At 50.7% G+C, this 15,753-nt stretch carries 10 protein-coding genes; 6 read left to right on the plus strand and 4 right to left on the minus strand.

The window, feature by feature from the left end; translation table 11 throughout:
* Nucleotides 1-55: 55 nt before the first annotated feature.
* On the minus strand, nucleotides 56-946 hold the full coding sequence (gene bamJ / locus ACO4R2_RS03775; RefSeq protein WP_484769234.1) for a BamJ family beta-barrel-assembly machinery protein: 891 nt from the start codon (nucleotides 944-946) through the stop codon (nucleotides 56-58).
* An 8-nt stretch (nucleotides 947-954) separates the two neighbouring features.
* On the minus strand, nucleotides 955-1,539 hold the full coding sequence (gene bamJ / locus ACO4R2_RS03780; protein WP_347719498.1) for a BamJ family beta-barrel-assembly machinery protein: 585 nt from the start codon (nucleotides 1,537-1,539) through the stop codon (nucleotides 955-957).
* Nucleotides 1,540-1,750: 211 nt separating this feature from the next.
* On the opposite strand from bamJ (ACO4R2_RS03780), the gene ACO4R2_RS03785 reads away from it, so the two are divergent.
* Nucleotides 1,751-2,464: an SIR2 family NAD-dependent protein deacylase gene (locus tag ACO4R2_RS03785; protein WP_484769235.1), complete on the plus strand. Its 714-nt coding sequence runs from the start codon at nucleotides 1,751-1,753 to the stop codon at nucleotides 2,462-2,464.
* A gap of 673 nt (nucleotides 2,465-3,137) precedes the next feature.
* Nucleotides 3,138-4,952 carry a phosphoethanolamine transferase gene (locus tag ACO4R2_RS03790; protein WP_484769236.1) on the plus strand — a complete coding sequence of 605 codons (1,815 nt, stop codon included), beginning with the start codon at nucleotides 3,138-3,140 and terminating at the stop codon, nucleotides 4,950-4,952.
* Nucleotides 4,953-5,026: 74 nt separating this feature from the next.
* On the opposite strand, the gene ACO4R2_RS03795 is transcribed toward ACO4R2_RS03790, so the two are convergent.
* Complete coding sequence (locus tag ACO4R2_RS03795) at nucleotides 5,027-7,381, minus strand: TonB-dependent receptor (protein ID WP_484769237.1); 2,355 nt, start codon at nucleotides 7,379-7,381, stop codon at nucleotides 5,027-5,029.
* A 396-nt stretch (nucleotides 7,382-7,777) separates the two neighbouring features.
* On the opposite strand from ACO4R2_RS03795, the gene ACO4R2_RS03800 reads away from it, so the two are divergent.
* From ACO4R2_RS03800 to ACO4R2_RS03810, 3 genes are all read left to right on the plus strand, one after another.
* On the plus strand, nucleotides 7,778-8,017 hold the full coding sequence (locus ACO4R2_RS03800) for a hypothetical protein (RefSeq protein ID WP_484769238.1): 240 nt from the start codon (nucleotides 7,778-7,780) through the stop codon (nucleotides 8,015-8,017).
* A 62-nt stretch (nucleotides 8,018-8,079) separates the two neighbouring features.
* Nucleotides 8,080-10,122 (plus strand): methionine--tRNA ligase, encoded by a 2,043-nt coding sequence (metG, locus tag ACO4R2_RS03805; protein ID WP_484769239.1) that lies wholly within the window; start codon nucleotides 8,080-8,082, stop codon nucleotides 10,120-10,122.
* A gap of 210 nt (nucleotides 10,123-10,332) precedes the next feature.
* Entirely contained in the window at nucleotides 10,333-11,451 is a 1,119-nt protein-coding gene (locus ACO4R2_RS03810; protein WP_484769240.1) for a glycosyltransferase, read from the plus strand.
* A gap of 519 nt (nucleotides 11,452-11,970) precedes the next feature.
* Here ACO4R2_RS03810 and ACO4R2_RS03815 read toward each other — a convergent pair.
* On the minus strand, nucleotides 11,971-14,049 hold the full coding sequence (locus ACO4R2_RS03815) for a GDSL-type esterase/lipase family protein (RefSeq protein WP_484769241.1): 2,079 nt from the start codon (nucleotides 14,047-14,049) through the stop codon (nucleotides 11,971-11,973).
* A gap of 318 nt (nucleotides 14,050-14,367) precedes the next feature.
* On the opposite strand from ACO4R2_RS03815, the gene ACO4R2_RS03820 reads away from it, so the two are divergent.
* Nucleotides 14,368-15,741: a hypothetical protein gene (locus ACO4R2_RS03820; RefSeq protein WP_484769242.1), complete on the plus strand. Its 1,374-nt coding sequence runs from the start codon at nucleotides 14,368-14,370 to the stop codon at nucleotides 15,739-15,741.
* The last annotated feature ends 12 nt before the right edge of the window (nucleotides 15,742-15,753 follow it).

Here is a 15,753-nt window from a genome sequence, read left to right on the forward strand (position 1 = left end):
CTCAACAGTAGCCTACTGCATCGCACATCTTCTCCATCGTACCTCGTAGCTATATTTACTGACCGATACCTTCAAGTTGTACCTTGAAAATCAGCGGAGAGAACGGAGGAATAGGACCTTGTCCAGCTTCGCCATAAGCCTGGTCGTAAGCGATATAGATTTCCCAGATAGAGCCTACGGGCATGTGGCTCAAAGCTGCCTTGAAACCAGGGATTGACTGGCCTACGTTCATCGGTACAGCCTTGCCGCCATTGTTGCGCGCCGTTGAGTCGAAAACTTGACCATTTGGAAGTTTGCCTTCATACTGAACGCGCACCACGGAAGTATCGGAGGGGACAGCGCCAGTTCCTTCCTTGATAACCTTATAATAAACGCCGTCGGCAAGTTTCTTAACACCCGGCTGCTTAGCCATCTTCAAGATGAAATCTTGCGCAGTTTTGCGCTGTGGGCCATACTGTTCTTCCATGGCTTTTGAACGCAAAGTTTGGAAACGCTTATTGGCATCTTCGCCAGCTTGTTCCGGACCGATTTCAACACCATTGATTTTGAGCGCAGACTTATGGCGCACACCAGCCGTGAAGCCAGCCAGATAGTTGCGCAAAGAGAGTTTCTTCGTGCTATCGTTGCCAAAGATCATTCGCTCAATACCTGGGAACATCTGGGTCTTCATCTGCACACCAGCTTGTACGCCGGCGTAGTAAGCCTGCTTCTTCTTGTCGTCGCCAGCCAGCGCACCGTCCTTCACACCACGGAGGAAGTCGTCGATATAAGCCGAGTCGATACCAGACTGTTGGAAATAGTTCTCGATGCCCGCTGTTTGGCTCAAACCAATCTCATAGCTGAGCGTGTCGACATCGTTCTTCATGCTTGCTTTCGGGCTTCCGTTGTTGCAGGAAGCAAAGAGCGTGGCTGCTGCAATAACAGCCAAGGATAAAATCTTCTTCATATAAAGAATTACATTACTTTGATTAGTTCAACATCGAAAACAAGAGCAGCGTAGGGAGGAATTGAATTGCCAGCTCCGCGCTCTCCGTAGGCCAGGTTATAGGGGATGAAGAAGCGGTACTTTGCGCCTTCCTTCATCAGCTGTACGCCTTCCGTCCAGCCGGCAATCACGCCGTTGAGGGGGAATACGGCAGGCTCACCGCGCTGGTAGCTGCTGTCGAATACAGTTTCATCTATCAAGCGGCCTTCATAGTGACACTTCACCTGATCCGTAGCCTTTGGTTGCGCACCTGTGCCTTCAGTCAGCACTGTGTACTGCAAACCGCTGGGCAACACCACAACGCCATCCTTCTTAGCGTTTTCGGCCAAGAAGTCCTCGCCTGCTTTGCGCATGAATTTGCTGCGTTCTGCTTCCTGCTTCTGCATAAACTCCTGAACGGTTGTTTGTGCTTCAATCGGCGTGAGTTCTGTGCTCTTTCCTGCAAGAACGTCAGCAACAGCCTTCGCAAAGTCGGTCGTGTCCACATTGTTTGCGCCCAAACCTTTGAGGTTTTCGGCAATCACCATACCAAGGGCATAGCTAAGTTTGTCCATACTAAATTTTCTTTTTTATTATATGTATTGATATTTCGCGCAAAAATACAACAATTTTCCATAAGTCTACCTACTTTTTTGCGCCATCTATAGGAGAATAACCTACACTTTTAGGTATTTTTGCGAAAACTACCTACTCTTTTCTCCTTCATGCTCACGGATGAAGCCCTTCCGCGCTGCCAGAAGAGGGAGAGAGCCTGATTTAAGACCTATGATTATGAAGAAGAAACTCGTTGTATTGACCGGTGCGGGCATCAGTGCCGAGAGTGGTTTTGAAACGTTCCGCGATACAGGCGGACTGTGGGAGAAATACCCCGTGGAGCAAGTGGCCACGCCCGAGGGATGGCTGCGCGACCCCGATTTGGTGACAGATTTCTACAATGATCTGCGCAAGCAGTTGCCCACGGCTCAGCCCAACGCTGGGCACTTGGTGCTGGCTGAAATGGAGCAGGACTACGATGTAACGGTGATCACGCAGAATGTGGACGACCTGCACGAGCGCGCGGGCAGTCATCGCGTCATCCATCTCCATGGTGAACTCATGCGCGTTTGTTCGAGTCGCGACCCCGATAATCCGCGCTGCTGGGAGACCCTCACTGCCGACCGCCTCGAGGTTCGCCACGGCGAGAAGGCCAAAGATGGTTCGCTGCTTCGCCCGTGGATCGTATGGTTTGGCGAAGCTGTGCCCAATCTCGACTTAGCTGCACGCGAAGTGGAGCAGGCCGATATTTTTGCGGTTATAGGCAGTTCGCTCAACGTCTACCCCGCAGCGGGCCTCATCCGCTATGCGCCGGCCGACAGTCCTATTTTCCTGATCGACCCGAAGCCGGTGCGCGTGCCCACACGCCGCGAAGTGGAGGTGATACAGGAGGTGGCATCCAAGGGAGTACCGCTCTTGCGCGACCGACTGAAACAACTGGATTGAGTCCTTATTCTCCCGACTGACATATACGGAAGCAGTGTTCAACAAACCTCATGTTGCGCACTGCTTTCTTATGCCAAAAAAGTAAGAGATTATTTTACAATCCGATTTCTCATTTTAGCGCACGAAAAGAGGGAATCTGCCAAAATTTTTCTTTAGAGAAAGATTTTGCAGGATAGTTTTGGGGAAGATTTTCCGGTTTTTCTGGTTTTTCACCTCAAAAACCGCACTTTTTCTCATTTTTCTGCTCGTTTTCGGCCTTATCCTACCCGTCAGTTTCCTTATTGTGTCGGCTGGCTTCTTTATTCTGTCAGCTGATGCAATAAGGGAATCCGCCGACAGCCTTATTGTATCGGCGCGCAGGAAGGCTGGATGGGTCGCTCTCTCCCTTTCGTGGAGGATTTTGTGGCTTTCGTGGGAGGGGGAAAGTAGGAAGATTGTTGATATTTTTAAGCCCCCTCCACCTCCCCCATGAGGGGGAGTGCTCAGCTTTGGTTCTCGGACGGGTCAGACTGGTCCGACTGGTCGGAGAACCAAAGCTGAGAAAGCGAAAATCCAAGAAGCCGTTGAAGAATCCTGCTGCAAGTGGCAGCCGAGCACTCCCCCTTATGGGGGAGATGGAGGGGGCTTTTTATTTTCATATAATCTTCTTAACTTCGCGCCAAACTCTGAAATCATGCAATACTTCTTTTTGATAACAGGTGCGCTCTTGCTGGCTTATATCGTGTATTTCTCATGCAACAAAGGTATGGCGCGGAACGCTCGCGGGCAGCAAACGCGGCGCTTGGGCGTAGCGGCTGTGCTGGCCTGTATTCCGCTGACGGTGGCGCAAGTTCCGGTGACAACTCCGAGCCTGCTGCTGGTGGCGGGGATAAGTGGGTTGTGGATGCTGACCTATCCGCTGCTCTATCATCTCACTCATCGCAAATCGTCGCCCGATTATGAAAACTATATGGATATAGATTTCGGTCTCTATCTCTTTGGCGGTCTTTCAGGTCTGCTGGCTCTGCTGACGGCTTTCTTACCGGACAGCAGGATGGTGAGCACCTTTGTGGCGACAGCTGAAGTGGTACTGGTGTTTATCCCTTTGTTTCAAATCATCTATTATTTGACCTATCGGGTATGTATCGACTCAACGGGGATGAAGACTATTCAAGAGACGGACAGGAATGAGATTATCGAATTTTTCCGCTCGTTTGCTTGGTGGCAGAACTTAGCGGCTGTTGTGCCTGTGGTGGCGGCTGTGGCGGGCGTATGCTTCGTTAATTTTGCATATCCCGTTCCCGCACCAGCGTTTGGGCGATTGGAGAATGCGGAAGCTTGGGTGCGCCTGACGATAGTGGGCGGACTGACGATTTTCTTACTCGTCTACACTTGGAAACGCCATCACGGCGTGTTTGGGCGCACGGGAATCGCCACGCTCTATGCAGATGTGAAAGAATACATTGAGGGCTATCGCCACTATGCGGCCTCTACCGAAAAGCGCGTGAGCACCCTCGAAGCGGAAGCCTTGGGACAGCCAACAGAGAAGCCGGGGACGGTGGTGCTCGTGATAGGCGAATCGGGCTGCCGCGACTTTATGAGTGCTTTTCATGAGGACTTGCCCGAGGACACAACACCGTGGCTCCGTGCGTGCAAAAAGGATAGTGAACATTTTGTGCTCTTTCCAAACGCCTACTCTTGTTCGATGCAAACAGTGCCTTCGTTGGAACGTGCCTTGACGGAGTTTAACCAATACAATGATAAGGATTTTTCAGAATCCTGTTCAGTGGTTGACATGGCCCATAAGTTGGGCTATCGCGTGCATTGGTATAGCAATCAAGGACATTTGGGCACTTTCGACACACCTATTTCCCTCGTGGCCGAGACGGCAGATGTGGCAAAATGGACGCATCAGGAAGTGGGGAAGGTGCAGTACGACGCGTCGCTACTCGACTTCCTCGATGAGGTAGATCCTACGAAGAATAATTTTGTTGTGCTCCATCTGATTGGTAGCCACTTCAATTTCATCAACCGCTACCCGCAAGAATTTACGCGCTGGGGGAAACCGGGCGTTCAGGATAATGTGGTGAACTACAAGAACTCACTGGCTTATACGGACATGGTATTGGAGAAAGTGTTCGATTATGCGCGCCAACGGCTCAACCTGCGCGCCATGGTGTATTGCAGCGACCACGCCACAGAACCTGGGCGACGCCGCAAGCCAAACTTCGACGGATTTCAGATGACACGTATTCCGCTCTTTGCTTACCTCTCATCGGAATATCGCTCGCTGCATCCTGGCCGCATGGAGGCCTTGCAGAGCAATGCGGAGAAATATGTGACCAACGACTTGCTCTATGACCTCATCTGCGGCATCTTTGATGTTCGTTCCAACTGCTTTGATGAGAGTCAGTCGCTGGCTTCTTTCAGCTATCGCTTCAAGCGCGAAGAACTGCTCACCTATGAGGGCAAAAAACACATCAAGGACGACGATGAGAGCGACAGATGAAGAGAAAAATACAGAGACTTTGGTGAACAATAAAAAAGGCGAGAACGTAAGGTTCTCGCCTTTTCTGAAAAATATCAGAAGTCGATTGGTATATTCAACTTGATATTGAATGAACGGCCCATACTGAAGATGCCGCGACGTCCCGTGACGGGATTTTCATCAGCATACTTCAGACGACTAAGATGGTTCTGGTAAGCACGATCAAAGAGATTGTGAACCGTCAGCACGAGAGAGCCGAATTTACGACCGTTGATGCGAATGTCTGTACCAGCGGAGAGATTGACAAGCGTATAGGACGGAGTGGCAGTTTCGGTGCCGCCTTCAGCATAGAAATGGTTCTGGCGCAGGTTCACCTCGCCACCAACAGCAGCATAAGCGTTGTTGAACACGCGACCGTCGCGGATAAAATCATAACGAACATCGAAATTCCAACGCGGGGCGGGCGTGAAAGGCAGATACTTGGACTCTCTGGGCTGATGGAGCTGCACACTATTGACATAAGAGAAGGTGTTGGAGATATGGAGCTGTTCGAGGGGATGAACGTCGACCATCAATTCTCCTCCCATCAAGCGAGCGTCGCCACTCTGGTGCTGATAAACTTCGTGATCGTCCTTGATGAGCGGTTTGCCCAGAGCATCGAGCTGACGTACTGAATAGACGTAGTTCTTAATGAGGAGGTTGGCAAAGAGGGAGAGCTGAGCTGAAACGATAGGGGAGGAGAAATCTGCACCCATATCGAGCTGCCAACTTGTTTCGGGCTTGAGCGAAGAGTTGCCCTTCTCGTAGCGAAGAGAACCTTCATGGACACCATTGGCAGCCAGTTCGCTGATGGTAGGAGCACGGAAACCGCGAGCTATATTGGCGCGCAGAAGGAATTGTTCGTTGGCCTTATAAGTAGCACCTACACTTCCCGAAACGCCAAAGAAGTTTTTGCGGAGAGCTTCGAAACGTTGCACGCCATCATCAACAAGGGCATCGCTACTGATATGGCGGCGGTCGATACGAAGACCACCATTCAAACTCAGACGGCCGAAGTCATGGCTCGTAGTAGCAAAGAGACCGAAATCAAAGAGACGATAGTCGGGGATTAGGAATTCTTCGCCCTTATTCTTCTCGCGCTGGAGCATACCATTGATGCCCGTCACAACTTTCCAGCCCGAAAGCTCAGGCAGCGTATAGCGTGCATCGTAGTTCAGCGTCTGCAAGAAGAGATAAAGGCCGGGAACATTGGGATGAGCCACTTCCTCGTATTCTTTACGTTGGTTCTGCTGAAGACCTAAGATAAAATTGAGCGTACCTTTGGGCAAGATGAAGAAGTTATCGCTGACGAGCTTGGTATGATAAACGTGCTGATAGGGAAGTCCGTGGCGATAAGAGAGAAAATCGTTGTGCGTAGCTTTTTTCCCGTCGGGACGAAGGAAAGAACCATCGGCCGCGCGCTCACCTTCGGCAATGTCGGGCATAATATGATAGCGTTCGAATGTCAGATGGCTGTAGCCCCAACCACGATTAAGACCCAGCATGACAGAAGCCGCACGCTCTTGGAAACCTGTACCATAGACATAGCCGTCATACTTGTTCTTGTAGTCGTGCGCATATTTATCACTGAAACGTCCGTTCCAGACAAAGCCTTTCTTATTGCCGGCAAAGTTGAGTGAATAGTTCAGCAAGCCGTTATTACTCTGGTACTCGGAAGATACTTCGGAGTGCATGGTACCTTCGGCCAATGTGGGAGCTTCATGGAAAATTACGACGCCAGCTAAAGCATCTGAGCCGTACATCAAGCTGGCCGGACCTTTAAGAACCTCGACCGAATGAACACTCTGCGGATCTATCTCGATACCATGCTCGTCGCCCCACTGTTGTCCTTCCTGGCGAATACCATCATTAACAACCACGATGCGATTATAACCCAAACCGCGAATCACTGGCTTGGAGATACCGCTACCCGTAGTGATCTGTGAAATACCTGGCTCGTGTGCCAAAGCATCTATGATGTTGGTAGAGGAAATACCGCGCAATTTGTCGTTAGAAAGGAGCGTTACAGGCGTAGAGAGTTTCTGGAGACGAGTTTCTCCCGTCACACCCGTGACAACTGCTTCGCCCAGACGAGCATCACGCTCTAAGAGAACGAAATCTTTGTGTGTGTTTTGAGTAAGATTGATTTGCTCAACGATAGTTTGGTGACCTTCGTAAGAAACTTCAATCTGTGTGCGAACACTTGGTAGACCCTCGAAGTGGTAATTACCTTCGGAATTGGTTACTGCCGAGAGTTTCAGTGCAGGAAGCTGAACGCGAACGCCAAAAAGGGGCTGTCCGTCGGGACCATCTGTCACGCGGCCGTCCAGACGGGCTGTCTTGTTCTGCGCGCTTAAGGAAGTGGCGCACAGGAGTATGAGAAATGTAAATAAGATATGTAATCTTTTCATTTTTATTTATTGTATATATGAATAGCTTGTTGCAAGACACGCAGAAGTGTCCAGCAATTTGCAAAACTTATTATTAAAAGTAGATGGAGATTTGAGATGCAGAACGATAGCCCAAAGCCAATGATCCACAACTCATAGAGACACAAAGACAGAACACATCTGTGCGAAAACACATCCGCACACAATGAGAAATACCTTGTATCTATTCAGAAAAAACTAAATGAAAACGGGCGGTGCTCTTGGGATAATAAATGACAGAACGCCCAGAGCGCGGCGTTGGTCCAACCGAGGTGTGAATAAAACAAAGAGAGCAATAGGCACTATAAAGGCTGGTGCAGCTCCCTGAAGGAAAGGCAGCGACGCTAACTCGCAAAGCAAGCACGGCTGCAATGAAAAATGCTCTGCAGACCAGTGGCCACTGTGCCGAATATGGCTGATGCAGAGTTCGCAGGAGCTGTCTACGCTCTTCACCTCTGGGTGGCGGTGGAGCATAGTGAAAGCCAGCATCGTGAGGAACAAAGTCAACAACAGACGGGCTATACGACGGCGGCGAAGGTTAATTTTACTCATCTTTCGCCTACAAAGGTAGCGAATACTTATTGTGTCGGACAAGAAAAGAAAGCAAAATTTTCATAGTTTCCTCATATTGAAGTAATTTTGCACACATAAATAGAATTATAATAAGAGAAAGAAATAATATGGAAAAGAAAGACTTCAAGCGCACCCTTGTGACGGCCGCTCTGCCCTATGCCAACGGCGGTGTTCATATCGGACACTTGGCGGGAGTTTATGTGCCGGCCGACATCTATGTGCGCTATCTGCGCCTTCGCGGACGTGATGTTCTCTTTATCTGTGGTTCCGACGAACACGGAGTACCTATCACCATCCGTGCTAAGAAAGAAGGCGTCACTCCGCAAGATGTCTGCGACCGCTACCATAAACTCATCAAAGAATCTTTTGAGAAATTCGGAATAAGCTTTAGTATTTATAGCCGTACTACTTCGGACGTACACGCAAAGACCGCGACCGAATTCTTTGAAAAGCTCTACGAAAAAGGAGAATTTATCGAGCAAGAAAGCGAACAGTACTTCGACGAGGAGGCAAAGACTTTCTTGGCCGACCGCTATATTAAAGGTGAGTGTCCCCACTGCGGAAATCCCGACGCATACGGCGACCAGTGTGAGAAGTGCGGTAAGGATCTTTCCCCCACCGAACTTATCAATCCGCACAGCACCATCAGCGGTTCAAAACCAGTATTGCGCACAACAAAGCATTGGTACTTGCCGCTCGACAAAGCCCAGCCCTGGCTGGAGAAGTGGATACTTGCTGACCACTCCGATTGGCGTTCCAACGTGGTGGGCCAATGTAAGAGTTGGTTTGATATGGGCCTGAAACCGCGCGCCGTGACCCGCGATTTGGACTGGGGCATCCCCGTACCAGTGGAAGGCGCAGAGGGAAAAGTAATGTATGTCTGGTTCGACGCCCCCATTGGGTACATCTCCAACACGCGGGAGCTGCTGCCCAACGACTGGGAGAAATGGTGGAAGAGCCAAGACACGCGCCTCGTCCACTTTATCGGAAAAGACAACATCGTATTCCACTGCATCGTTTTCCCTGCTATGCTCAAGGCTGAAGGCTCATATATTTTGCCGGACAACGTTCCTGCCAACGAGTTTCTCAATCTGGAAGACGACAAGATCTCTACCTCTCGCAACTGGGCGGTTTGGCTCCACGAATATGTGGAGGAATTCCCTGGAAAACAAGACGTGCTTCGCTACGTACTTACCGCCAATGCGCCGGAGACTAAGGACAACAACTTCACTTGGAAGGACTTCCAGGCGCGCAACAATAACGAACTCGTGGCTGTCTACGGCAATTTCGTCAACCGCGCCCTTGTGCTGACACAGAAGTACTTCGGAGGCAAAGTTCCGCCTTGCGGAGAGCTCACTGAACAGGACAAAGAAATCATTGCAGAGTTCCGCGACGTCAAGACAAAGGTGGAAGAGCTGCTTGAGAAGTTCCGCTTCCGCGACGCACAAAAGGAAGCGATGAACTTAGCCCGCATCGGCAACAAATACTTAGCCGACTCTGAGCCTTGGAAGGTCTTCAAGACCGATCCGAAGCGCGTGGAGACGATTCTGAACCTTTCGTTGCAGCTGGTGGCTAATCTGGCCATCGCTTTCGAGCCTTTCTTGCCGTTTAGCTCTGAGAAACTTCGCAACATGATAAATATGCCCGACCTCAAGTGGGACAATCTCGGTCAGACCGACCTACTTGCTGCTGGACATGAGCTGAACAAGCCAGAACTACTCTTCGAGAAAATCGAGGACGAAGTAGTGGAAGCGCAAATCAAGAAGCTCGAAGAAACGAAGAAAGCCAACGAAGCGGCCAACTACAAGGCTGCGCCCATCCGCGCAGACGTTGACATTGAAGAGTTCTCAAAGATGGATCTCCGCGTGGGCACTGTGTTGGAATGCGAAAAGGTTCCCAAGGCCGACAAGTTACTCCGATTCCTCATCGACGATGGTTTGGAGAAGCGCCAGATACTGAGCGGCATCGCTAAGTACTACAAGCCCGAGGAGCTCCTTGGGAAGCAGGTGGTTTTCATAGCCAACCTCCCCGCTCGTAAGCTCCGCGGCCTCGACAGCCAAGGTATGATTCTCAGCGCCGTTAACAACGACGGCAGTCTCTCTGTTATCACCGTCGACCGCCCTGTTAAACCCGGATCGGAAGTAGGATAAACCTACCAATAGGATAGGAAGCCCCCTCCATCTCCCCCATAAGGGGGAGTGCTCAGATGCCTCTTGCAAGCAGACAGAGCCCTCCCCTCTACGGGAGAAATAGAGGGGGCTTTTTCCGCTCCTATACGTATTATTTCTCAGAACAGTCGGCCGGCTCGCCTCTTCTGATGTTTTCTCCCTTATCCTTTATCTGTTAAACACCCCAATAATATGTCCCGCCTTCTTATCTTTCATCCTGCTCTTGCCCCTTATCGGCTCGATTTCTTCAATGCGCTGGGGAAGATTTTCGACTGTAAAGTCGTTTTCTTGCAGCGGCAGAACGACGACTTGCTCATTCAGCAGCAAGAACTGCTCAAGAATGCCACCTTCCGCTACGAATATCTCGACCAACACTTCAAACTCTTTGGGCGCGACATCAATGTGGGCTATTGGCAAACCATTCGTGCTTTCCAACCCGACGTGGTGCTTTGTTGCGAATATACTTTATCGCTCTGGGCAGCTCTGGCCTATCGCACGCTCCACCGCAGCAAATTTCGCCTATATACTATGACCGACGACAGCCAAGACATGGCCGAAGCGCGGCAAGGCGGAAAACGACACCGACAAATGTATCTGTTGCGCCACATAGATGGTCTGGTAACGATTAGTCCCGAAATGGCCGATTGGTATGAGCAGAACAGTCCGGTGCGCCGCCTATTCAGTTTTCCCATCATCCGCGACGAGGAACGTTTCCGTGCAGAACAATCGCTCATCACTCCCTTTGCCGCCACACACGTGAGCCGCTGGCAGTTGGAGGGTAAGAAGGTGTGCCTCTTTGTGGGGCGTTTCGTGGCGCTCAAAAACCTCCGGGCACTCATCGAAGCCTTTGCTGCTGTGGTCAGAAAGGAAGAGGAAAAGGACAGCCTGCGCCTGGTGCTCGTTGGGCAAGGCGAAGAAAAGGACAACTTACTGAAAACGGCTGAGGAAAACGGAGTGGCCGACAAAGTCCTGTTTCCAGGAGCTTACGGCGGGCACGAACTGATGGCTTGGTACCGCACGGCGAGCGTCTTCGTCCTTGGAAGTTGGCAGGAAGCCTTCGGAGCTGTCACCAACGAGGCTCTGCTCTCCGGTTGCCGTGTCATGGTGAGCCGCTACGCTGGTTCGCGCTCCCTCGTAACGCCCGAAAACGGCCGCGTCTTTGACAGCCTCAACGCCGACGACTTCCAACAGACCCTTGCGTCCCTCCTCGCCACGGCCACGCCCACACCTGCCGATGGTTTTGAGCGGCCAAGCCTGATGCCCGTCAGCTTTCAGGAAAGGATACGAGCCTTGTCGGAGTTTCTACAATAAAACCGCTATATTGCCGAGTAACGTTACTCGGCATTTTCTTTACACCTGACTTTTCTCTTCTACGCTCTGATTTTTCAGCATCTTTGAAAAACTGGGATTTTCCTCAAAGATTTTCTTCGTTCAAAATATAAAAACGCCTCATTTTTTCCATTAAACTCTCCGTTTTCTCCTTTTCTCTGAAATTTTGGAGCATATTTTCCATTTTTTAGGCCAAAGCTATGCGTGGATACAATAAGGCTGTCGGTCGGCATCCTTATTGCGTCAAGTGATAGCCTTATTCTGTCAGCTGACAGCCTTATTCTATCGACGAACAGAAAGCTTTCTCCCACTCACCCACCAGAGAAAGATTCAGATTCGAGCCACTCTCGATGGCGTAGAATAAGAATTTTATTGACTACAACGGCTTTATCATCTTCCCCCATATCCGAAGATAAGAACAAAGCCATACCAAAGAAATGAAAAAAGGTTCTCCGTCACAACTATGTGCAGAGAACCTTTTTTGGTTGTCAAAGGTAGCCGCTATTTGGCAGGCGCGGCCGTTGCTTCAAACGTGCTGCAAGGAAGTGCAGCACTATTGACGAGATTGGCACGCGTGAAGGGCTGCCAGGCGTAACGCACAGAGACAGGATTCTTTACGGCATTGCTCTTCACCACCACTGTTGTACCTTCGATTTGGGCCATAGCTGCATGGTAAACGCCGTCTTCTCCGGCCACCTCGAAGCCTATCAATCGTGGCCCATTAGCCGCCAATCCGTTGGCATGACTGAAACGCAGGCGGAGCGCATCGGCCTGCACACTGACACCTACACACACAGGGCCTTCGGCCTCAAGCGTGTGACCATAAGTGTGGGAGAGAGCCAAGCGCGCCAAGCGTTCGCCAACAGGTTGCTTGAGGGTGTAGTGCACATCGAGGGAGTCGCCCAAATCCGTTGTTACAGCCATCCACGTTTGAGGTAATTGCGCGGCCAAACGGCGTTGAGAGTCGCGGAAATGCGGCCAAGAGGGGCGGTTGAGACTCGAGAGTTGGACAACATAGAAAGGCAGTTGCGGACGGCCAAAGAAGTTGCGCCAACTCTTTTCTAAGAGCGGGAAAAGGCGCTCATGCAGCTCCACGTTGTGAGCATTGGACTCGCCCTGATACCAAGCCACACCGCGGAGAGCATAATTGGCCAACGGACGCATACCTGCCTCAAACATGTAGGCAGGTTCGTAGGGGTGGCGCTGCAAGGGGTTCTTGCTCTCGCCGATGTTCTGCAACGCGCGTTGGCGCGCCCAAGGCATTCCGAAATCGCCCCGATACCAGTCGCGCAAAATCAAAGGAAAGTCCCACTCCAAGGTATGTCGGTCTATCCAGGATTCAGTTGTCGTGCCGCCCACGGCATTGCAGATGATGCCCACGGGAACTTTCAAACTATCGGCCAAAGCTGCTCCAAAATGGTAGGCAACGGCCGAAAAACCTTTCAGACTTTCGCGTGAACATTTCTGCCACGGCCCGAGGCGGAGATACTGATGGCGATTGACAGAATCGCAGGCAGTGGCCGACCACTTTACGGCATTCGTGGCGTAGATAGCGGGCATATTGAAGAAGTGGAGCAGCGTTCGGCTGTCGGCTTGAGCTAAATCGGCATCTCTGCTGGACACTGAAGAAACGGGTAGTTCCATATTCGACTGCCCCGAACAGAGCCACACCTCTCCTATATATATATTGTCAATAACTATGCGGCGGCTCGGAGCGGATAAGGTTGCTTTGTAAGGGCCGCCGGCCGTTTGAGCGGGAAAGGTGAGTGCCCACTGTCCCGCGGCATCTGCCCGACAGGAAAGCGTGCGGCCGCAAAAACTAACCTTGACTTGTTCGCCAGCATTCGCCATGCCGCGAAAAACAACTGGTTCATTTCGCTGCATCACCATACCGTCCGTGTAGAGCGGCGGGAGTTGCAAACCGCCGTAATTACCCGTCAGACCGCTATATACGGTCTGAGCGATGATTGCAGCCCCTTCCGCGCTGGGATGGATGGCATCTGCAAAAAGATCGGGACGGGAATAGAGCGGCGCGTGTAGGTCAATCAGCCCAACGTTTGCAGCTTTGGCCACCTGCCGAATATGTTGCTGGATGGCTGCATGCCAATCGCGCGTTCCACTACAAAAGCGGGCGTGGCGGTCGAATATGGGCGACATCAGACATACCCATATCCGCGCTTTGGGATTGGCCGCGCGGAATTGGCTGATAAGGCGCAAATAGTCGGCGTTAAAGTCCTCGCTATAATTCGGCCAATTCCGCGGATCGGTATCATTGAGGCCGAGATGGATTACTACCATGTCGGCCTTGAAAGCTAAAGCCTCTTCATACTCTTTCTGCTTCACATAGGGCCTATGTCCTTTCTCGAGAAGCGTAGTTCCCGAATGTCCGAAGTTGCGCACCTCGTAGCCATCGCCCAGCAGGCGTTGCAATTGCGCCGGATAGCACTGAGTTTCGCGTTCGGGCAATCCGTAGCCCCACGTCACACTATTGCCCACGCACGCCACCTTTATCTTGCTCGCTGCAAAGGAGGTGAGGGTCGACAGCAATAGGCTGCACAATAATATGATTTTTCTTGTCATAAATATAAAAGATGAGTTTCTTCTCATAAAGCGCGGGCCGTTCAGCTCCCTGCTCCCCCGCGCGGCTGCAATTTTCGGAAAATTCCCCGAGATAAGCAAGCAATTCAGTACTTACATGAATAACAATCGCTTAAAAGCAGACAGTGACGGAGGGAATTATAGGAAGGAAAAATAAATATGCTATAAAACATATTTCCAACATAGTGACTCATGGAAATTATAAATCTTTCTGATTTTTTGTCATATCTATTGGTGCATCTCTCCTTTTTTCTGTAGATTAGAGGCCGACAATATGTCATCACTTAAATTATATCATCTATGAGACGAAACTTTACTGCTTTATCAGTGTGCTTCTGCTTGTGCCTACCTTTGTTGCAGGCAAGAGCACAAGTGTTGAAGAGTGTTGCGTGTAAGCCCAAAGCAGAGCTACGAGCTGCACAAGCAATCACCACAACAGATGCACAGTATGCTTTGCCAGTCCCGTTGCGAAACATTGCTACAATCAAGCAAGAGGACAATGCAGTGTGCAATCTGTTAGTTAGGCACAAAGCCATCAATGGCGGGGCTTGGCTCTTGGCTTCAAAGGAGCGAAATGTGGTTTTCAAGGATGCATCAAAAAATGGACCTACAGCGTGGAAGTGGACATTACCCGGAGCCACCGTTAGCTCCCAGCAAACTCAGGACGCCTCAGCGAAGTATGCCGTTGAAGGCCTTTTCGACTTCCCCACACTTGAGGTGACGACAAGCAAAGGCGTAAGCACTTATAAACCTGACTTGAAAATCAAAGCGGGCGGTACTGCTGAAATCACAACGATCGATATGCGCAAGTGGGGATCTACTTACCAGCTGGCCCTACTTCCCTTCAGCGAAGGACTGGAAGTAGGCGGCTGTTTGGGAGGTACTAACAACAAGGGAATTGTTGGAGTAGGAAATTTATTTATGATGGGAAGCGATGATATGTACCTCGATGGTGTCAATGTATACCTCCATCATAAACCCAAGAAATATAAGGAAGATGCCACACTTGTACTGAAAGTTTGGATGGTGAAACTTCCTGAGGGCGGCGAACTTAAGTTTACCACGCTGCCCGTTGAAGTTCAAACGATGAAGATGAAGGATATCAAAGCAGACGGCGAGGACGGCGCATGGGCACCCGTAGAGGGCGGCGCAGTAGCAGCCTTCCGTTTTGATGTACCTTTGGATCTCTATGGCAAAGGTTTGTTCTTCATATCAATAGAAGGCTTTAGCAACGACCCAAGTACAGAGGACTTCTGCATTCTGACAGACCAAATCGGCGTTCCCCTTTCTGAAGCTGACGCTAACAACCGCTTAGCGCACAATTCCTTTGCGCGACTGAAGGGCGAGACCGACTACTTGCGCCCCATCAGTATGTACGGCGGCGGCACGGGCAGCTTTGCCATTTGTCCGCTGGTTCGCGTTCCGCTCGAAACTACGGGTATCGCTTCGCTAAGAAATTCTGACAACGCTTCCTTCAAGGCTGTTGTTGCCCACGACCAACTTCAAATCACAACATCTCAAGCAGGTCGCGTGAGAGTATTGGACTTAGCGGGGAAAACCATTAAGAGCCTCACGGTAAAAGCTGGTATGACCTCACTTCCTATAAGCCAACTGAACCGCGGCCTATACATCGTGGAAGGTCCGCGCGGCGAAAGTTGCAAAGTTATATTCTAATTTATCAGCAAA

This window comes from Alloprevotella sp. (assembly GCF_057240785.1).

Excerpts from the sequence above, each read along its gene's own strand:
- bamJ (WP_484769234.1), bottom strand. The coding sequence starts at position 946 with ATGAAGAAGATTTTATCCTTGGCTGTTATTGCAGCAGCCACGCTCTTT.
- bamJ (WP_347719498.1), bottom strand. The coding sequence starts at position 1,539 with ATGGACAAACTTAGCTATGCCCTTGGTATGGTGATTGCCGAAAACCTC.
- ACO4R2_RS03785 (WP_484769235.1), top strand. The coding sequence starts at position 1,751 with ATGATTATGAAGAAGAAACTCGTTGTATTGACCGGTGCGGGCATCAGT.
- ACO4R2_RS03790 (WP_484769236.1), top strand. The coding sequence starts at position 3,138 with ATGCAATACTTCTTTTTGATAACAGGTGCGCTCTTGCTGGCTTATATC.
- ACO4R2_RS03795 (WP_484769237.1), bottom strand. The coding sequence starts at position 7,381 with ATGAAAAGATTACATATCTTATTTACATTTCTCATACTCCTGTGCGCC.
- ACO4R2_RS03800 (WP_484769238.1), top strand. The coding sequence starts at position 7,778 with ATGCTCTGCAGACCAGTGGCCACTGTGCCGAATATGGCTGATGCAGAG.
- metG (WP_484769239.1), top strand. The coding sequence starts at position 8,080 with ATGGAAAAGAAAGACTTCAAGCGCACCCTTGTGACGGCCGCTCTGCCC.
- ACO4R2_RS03810 (WP_484769240.1), top strand. The coding sequence starts at position 10,333 with ATGTCCCGCCTTCTTATCTTTCATCCTGCTCTTGCCCCTTATCGGCTC.
- ACO4R2_RS03815 (WP_484769241.1), bottom strand. The coding sequence starts at position 14,049 with ATGACAAGAAAAATCATATTATTGTGCAGCCTATTGCTGTCGACCCTC.
- ACO4R2_RS03820 (WP_484769242.1), top strand. The coding sequence starts at position 14,368 with ATGAGACGAAACTTTACTGCTTTATCAGTGTGCTTCTGCTTGTGCCTA.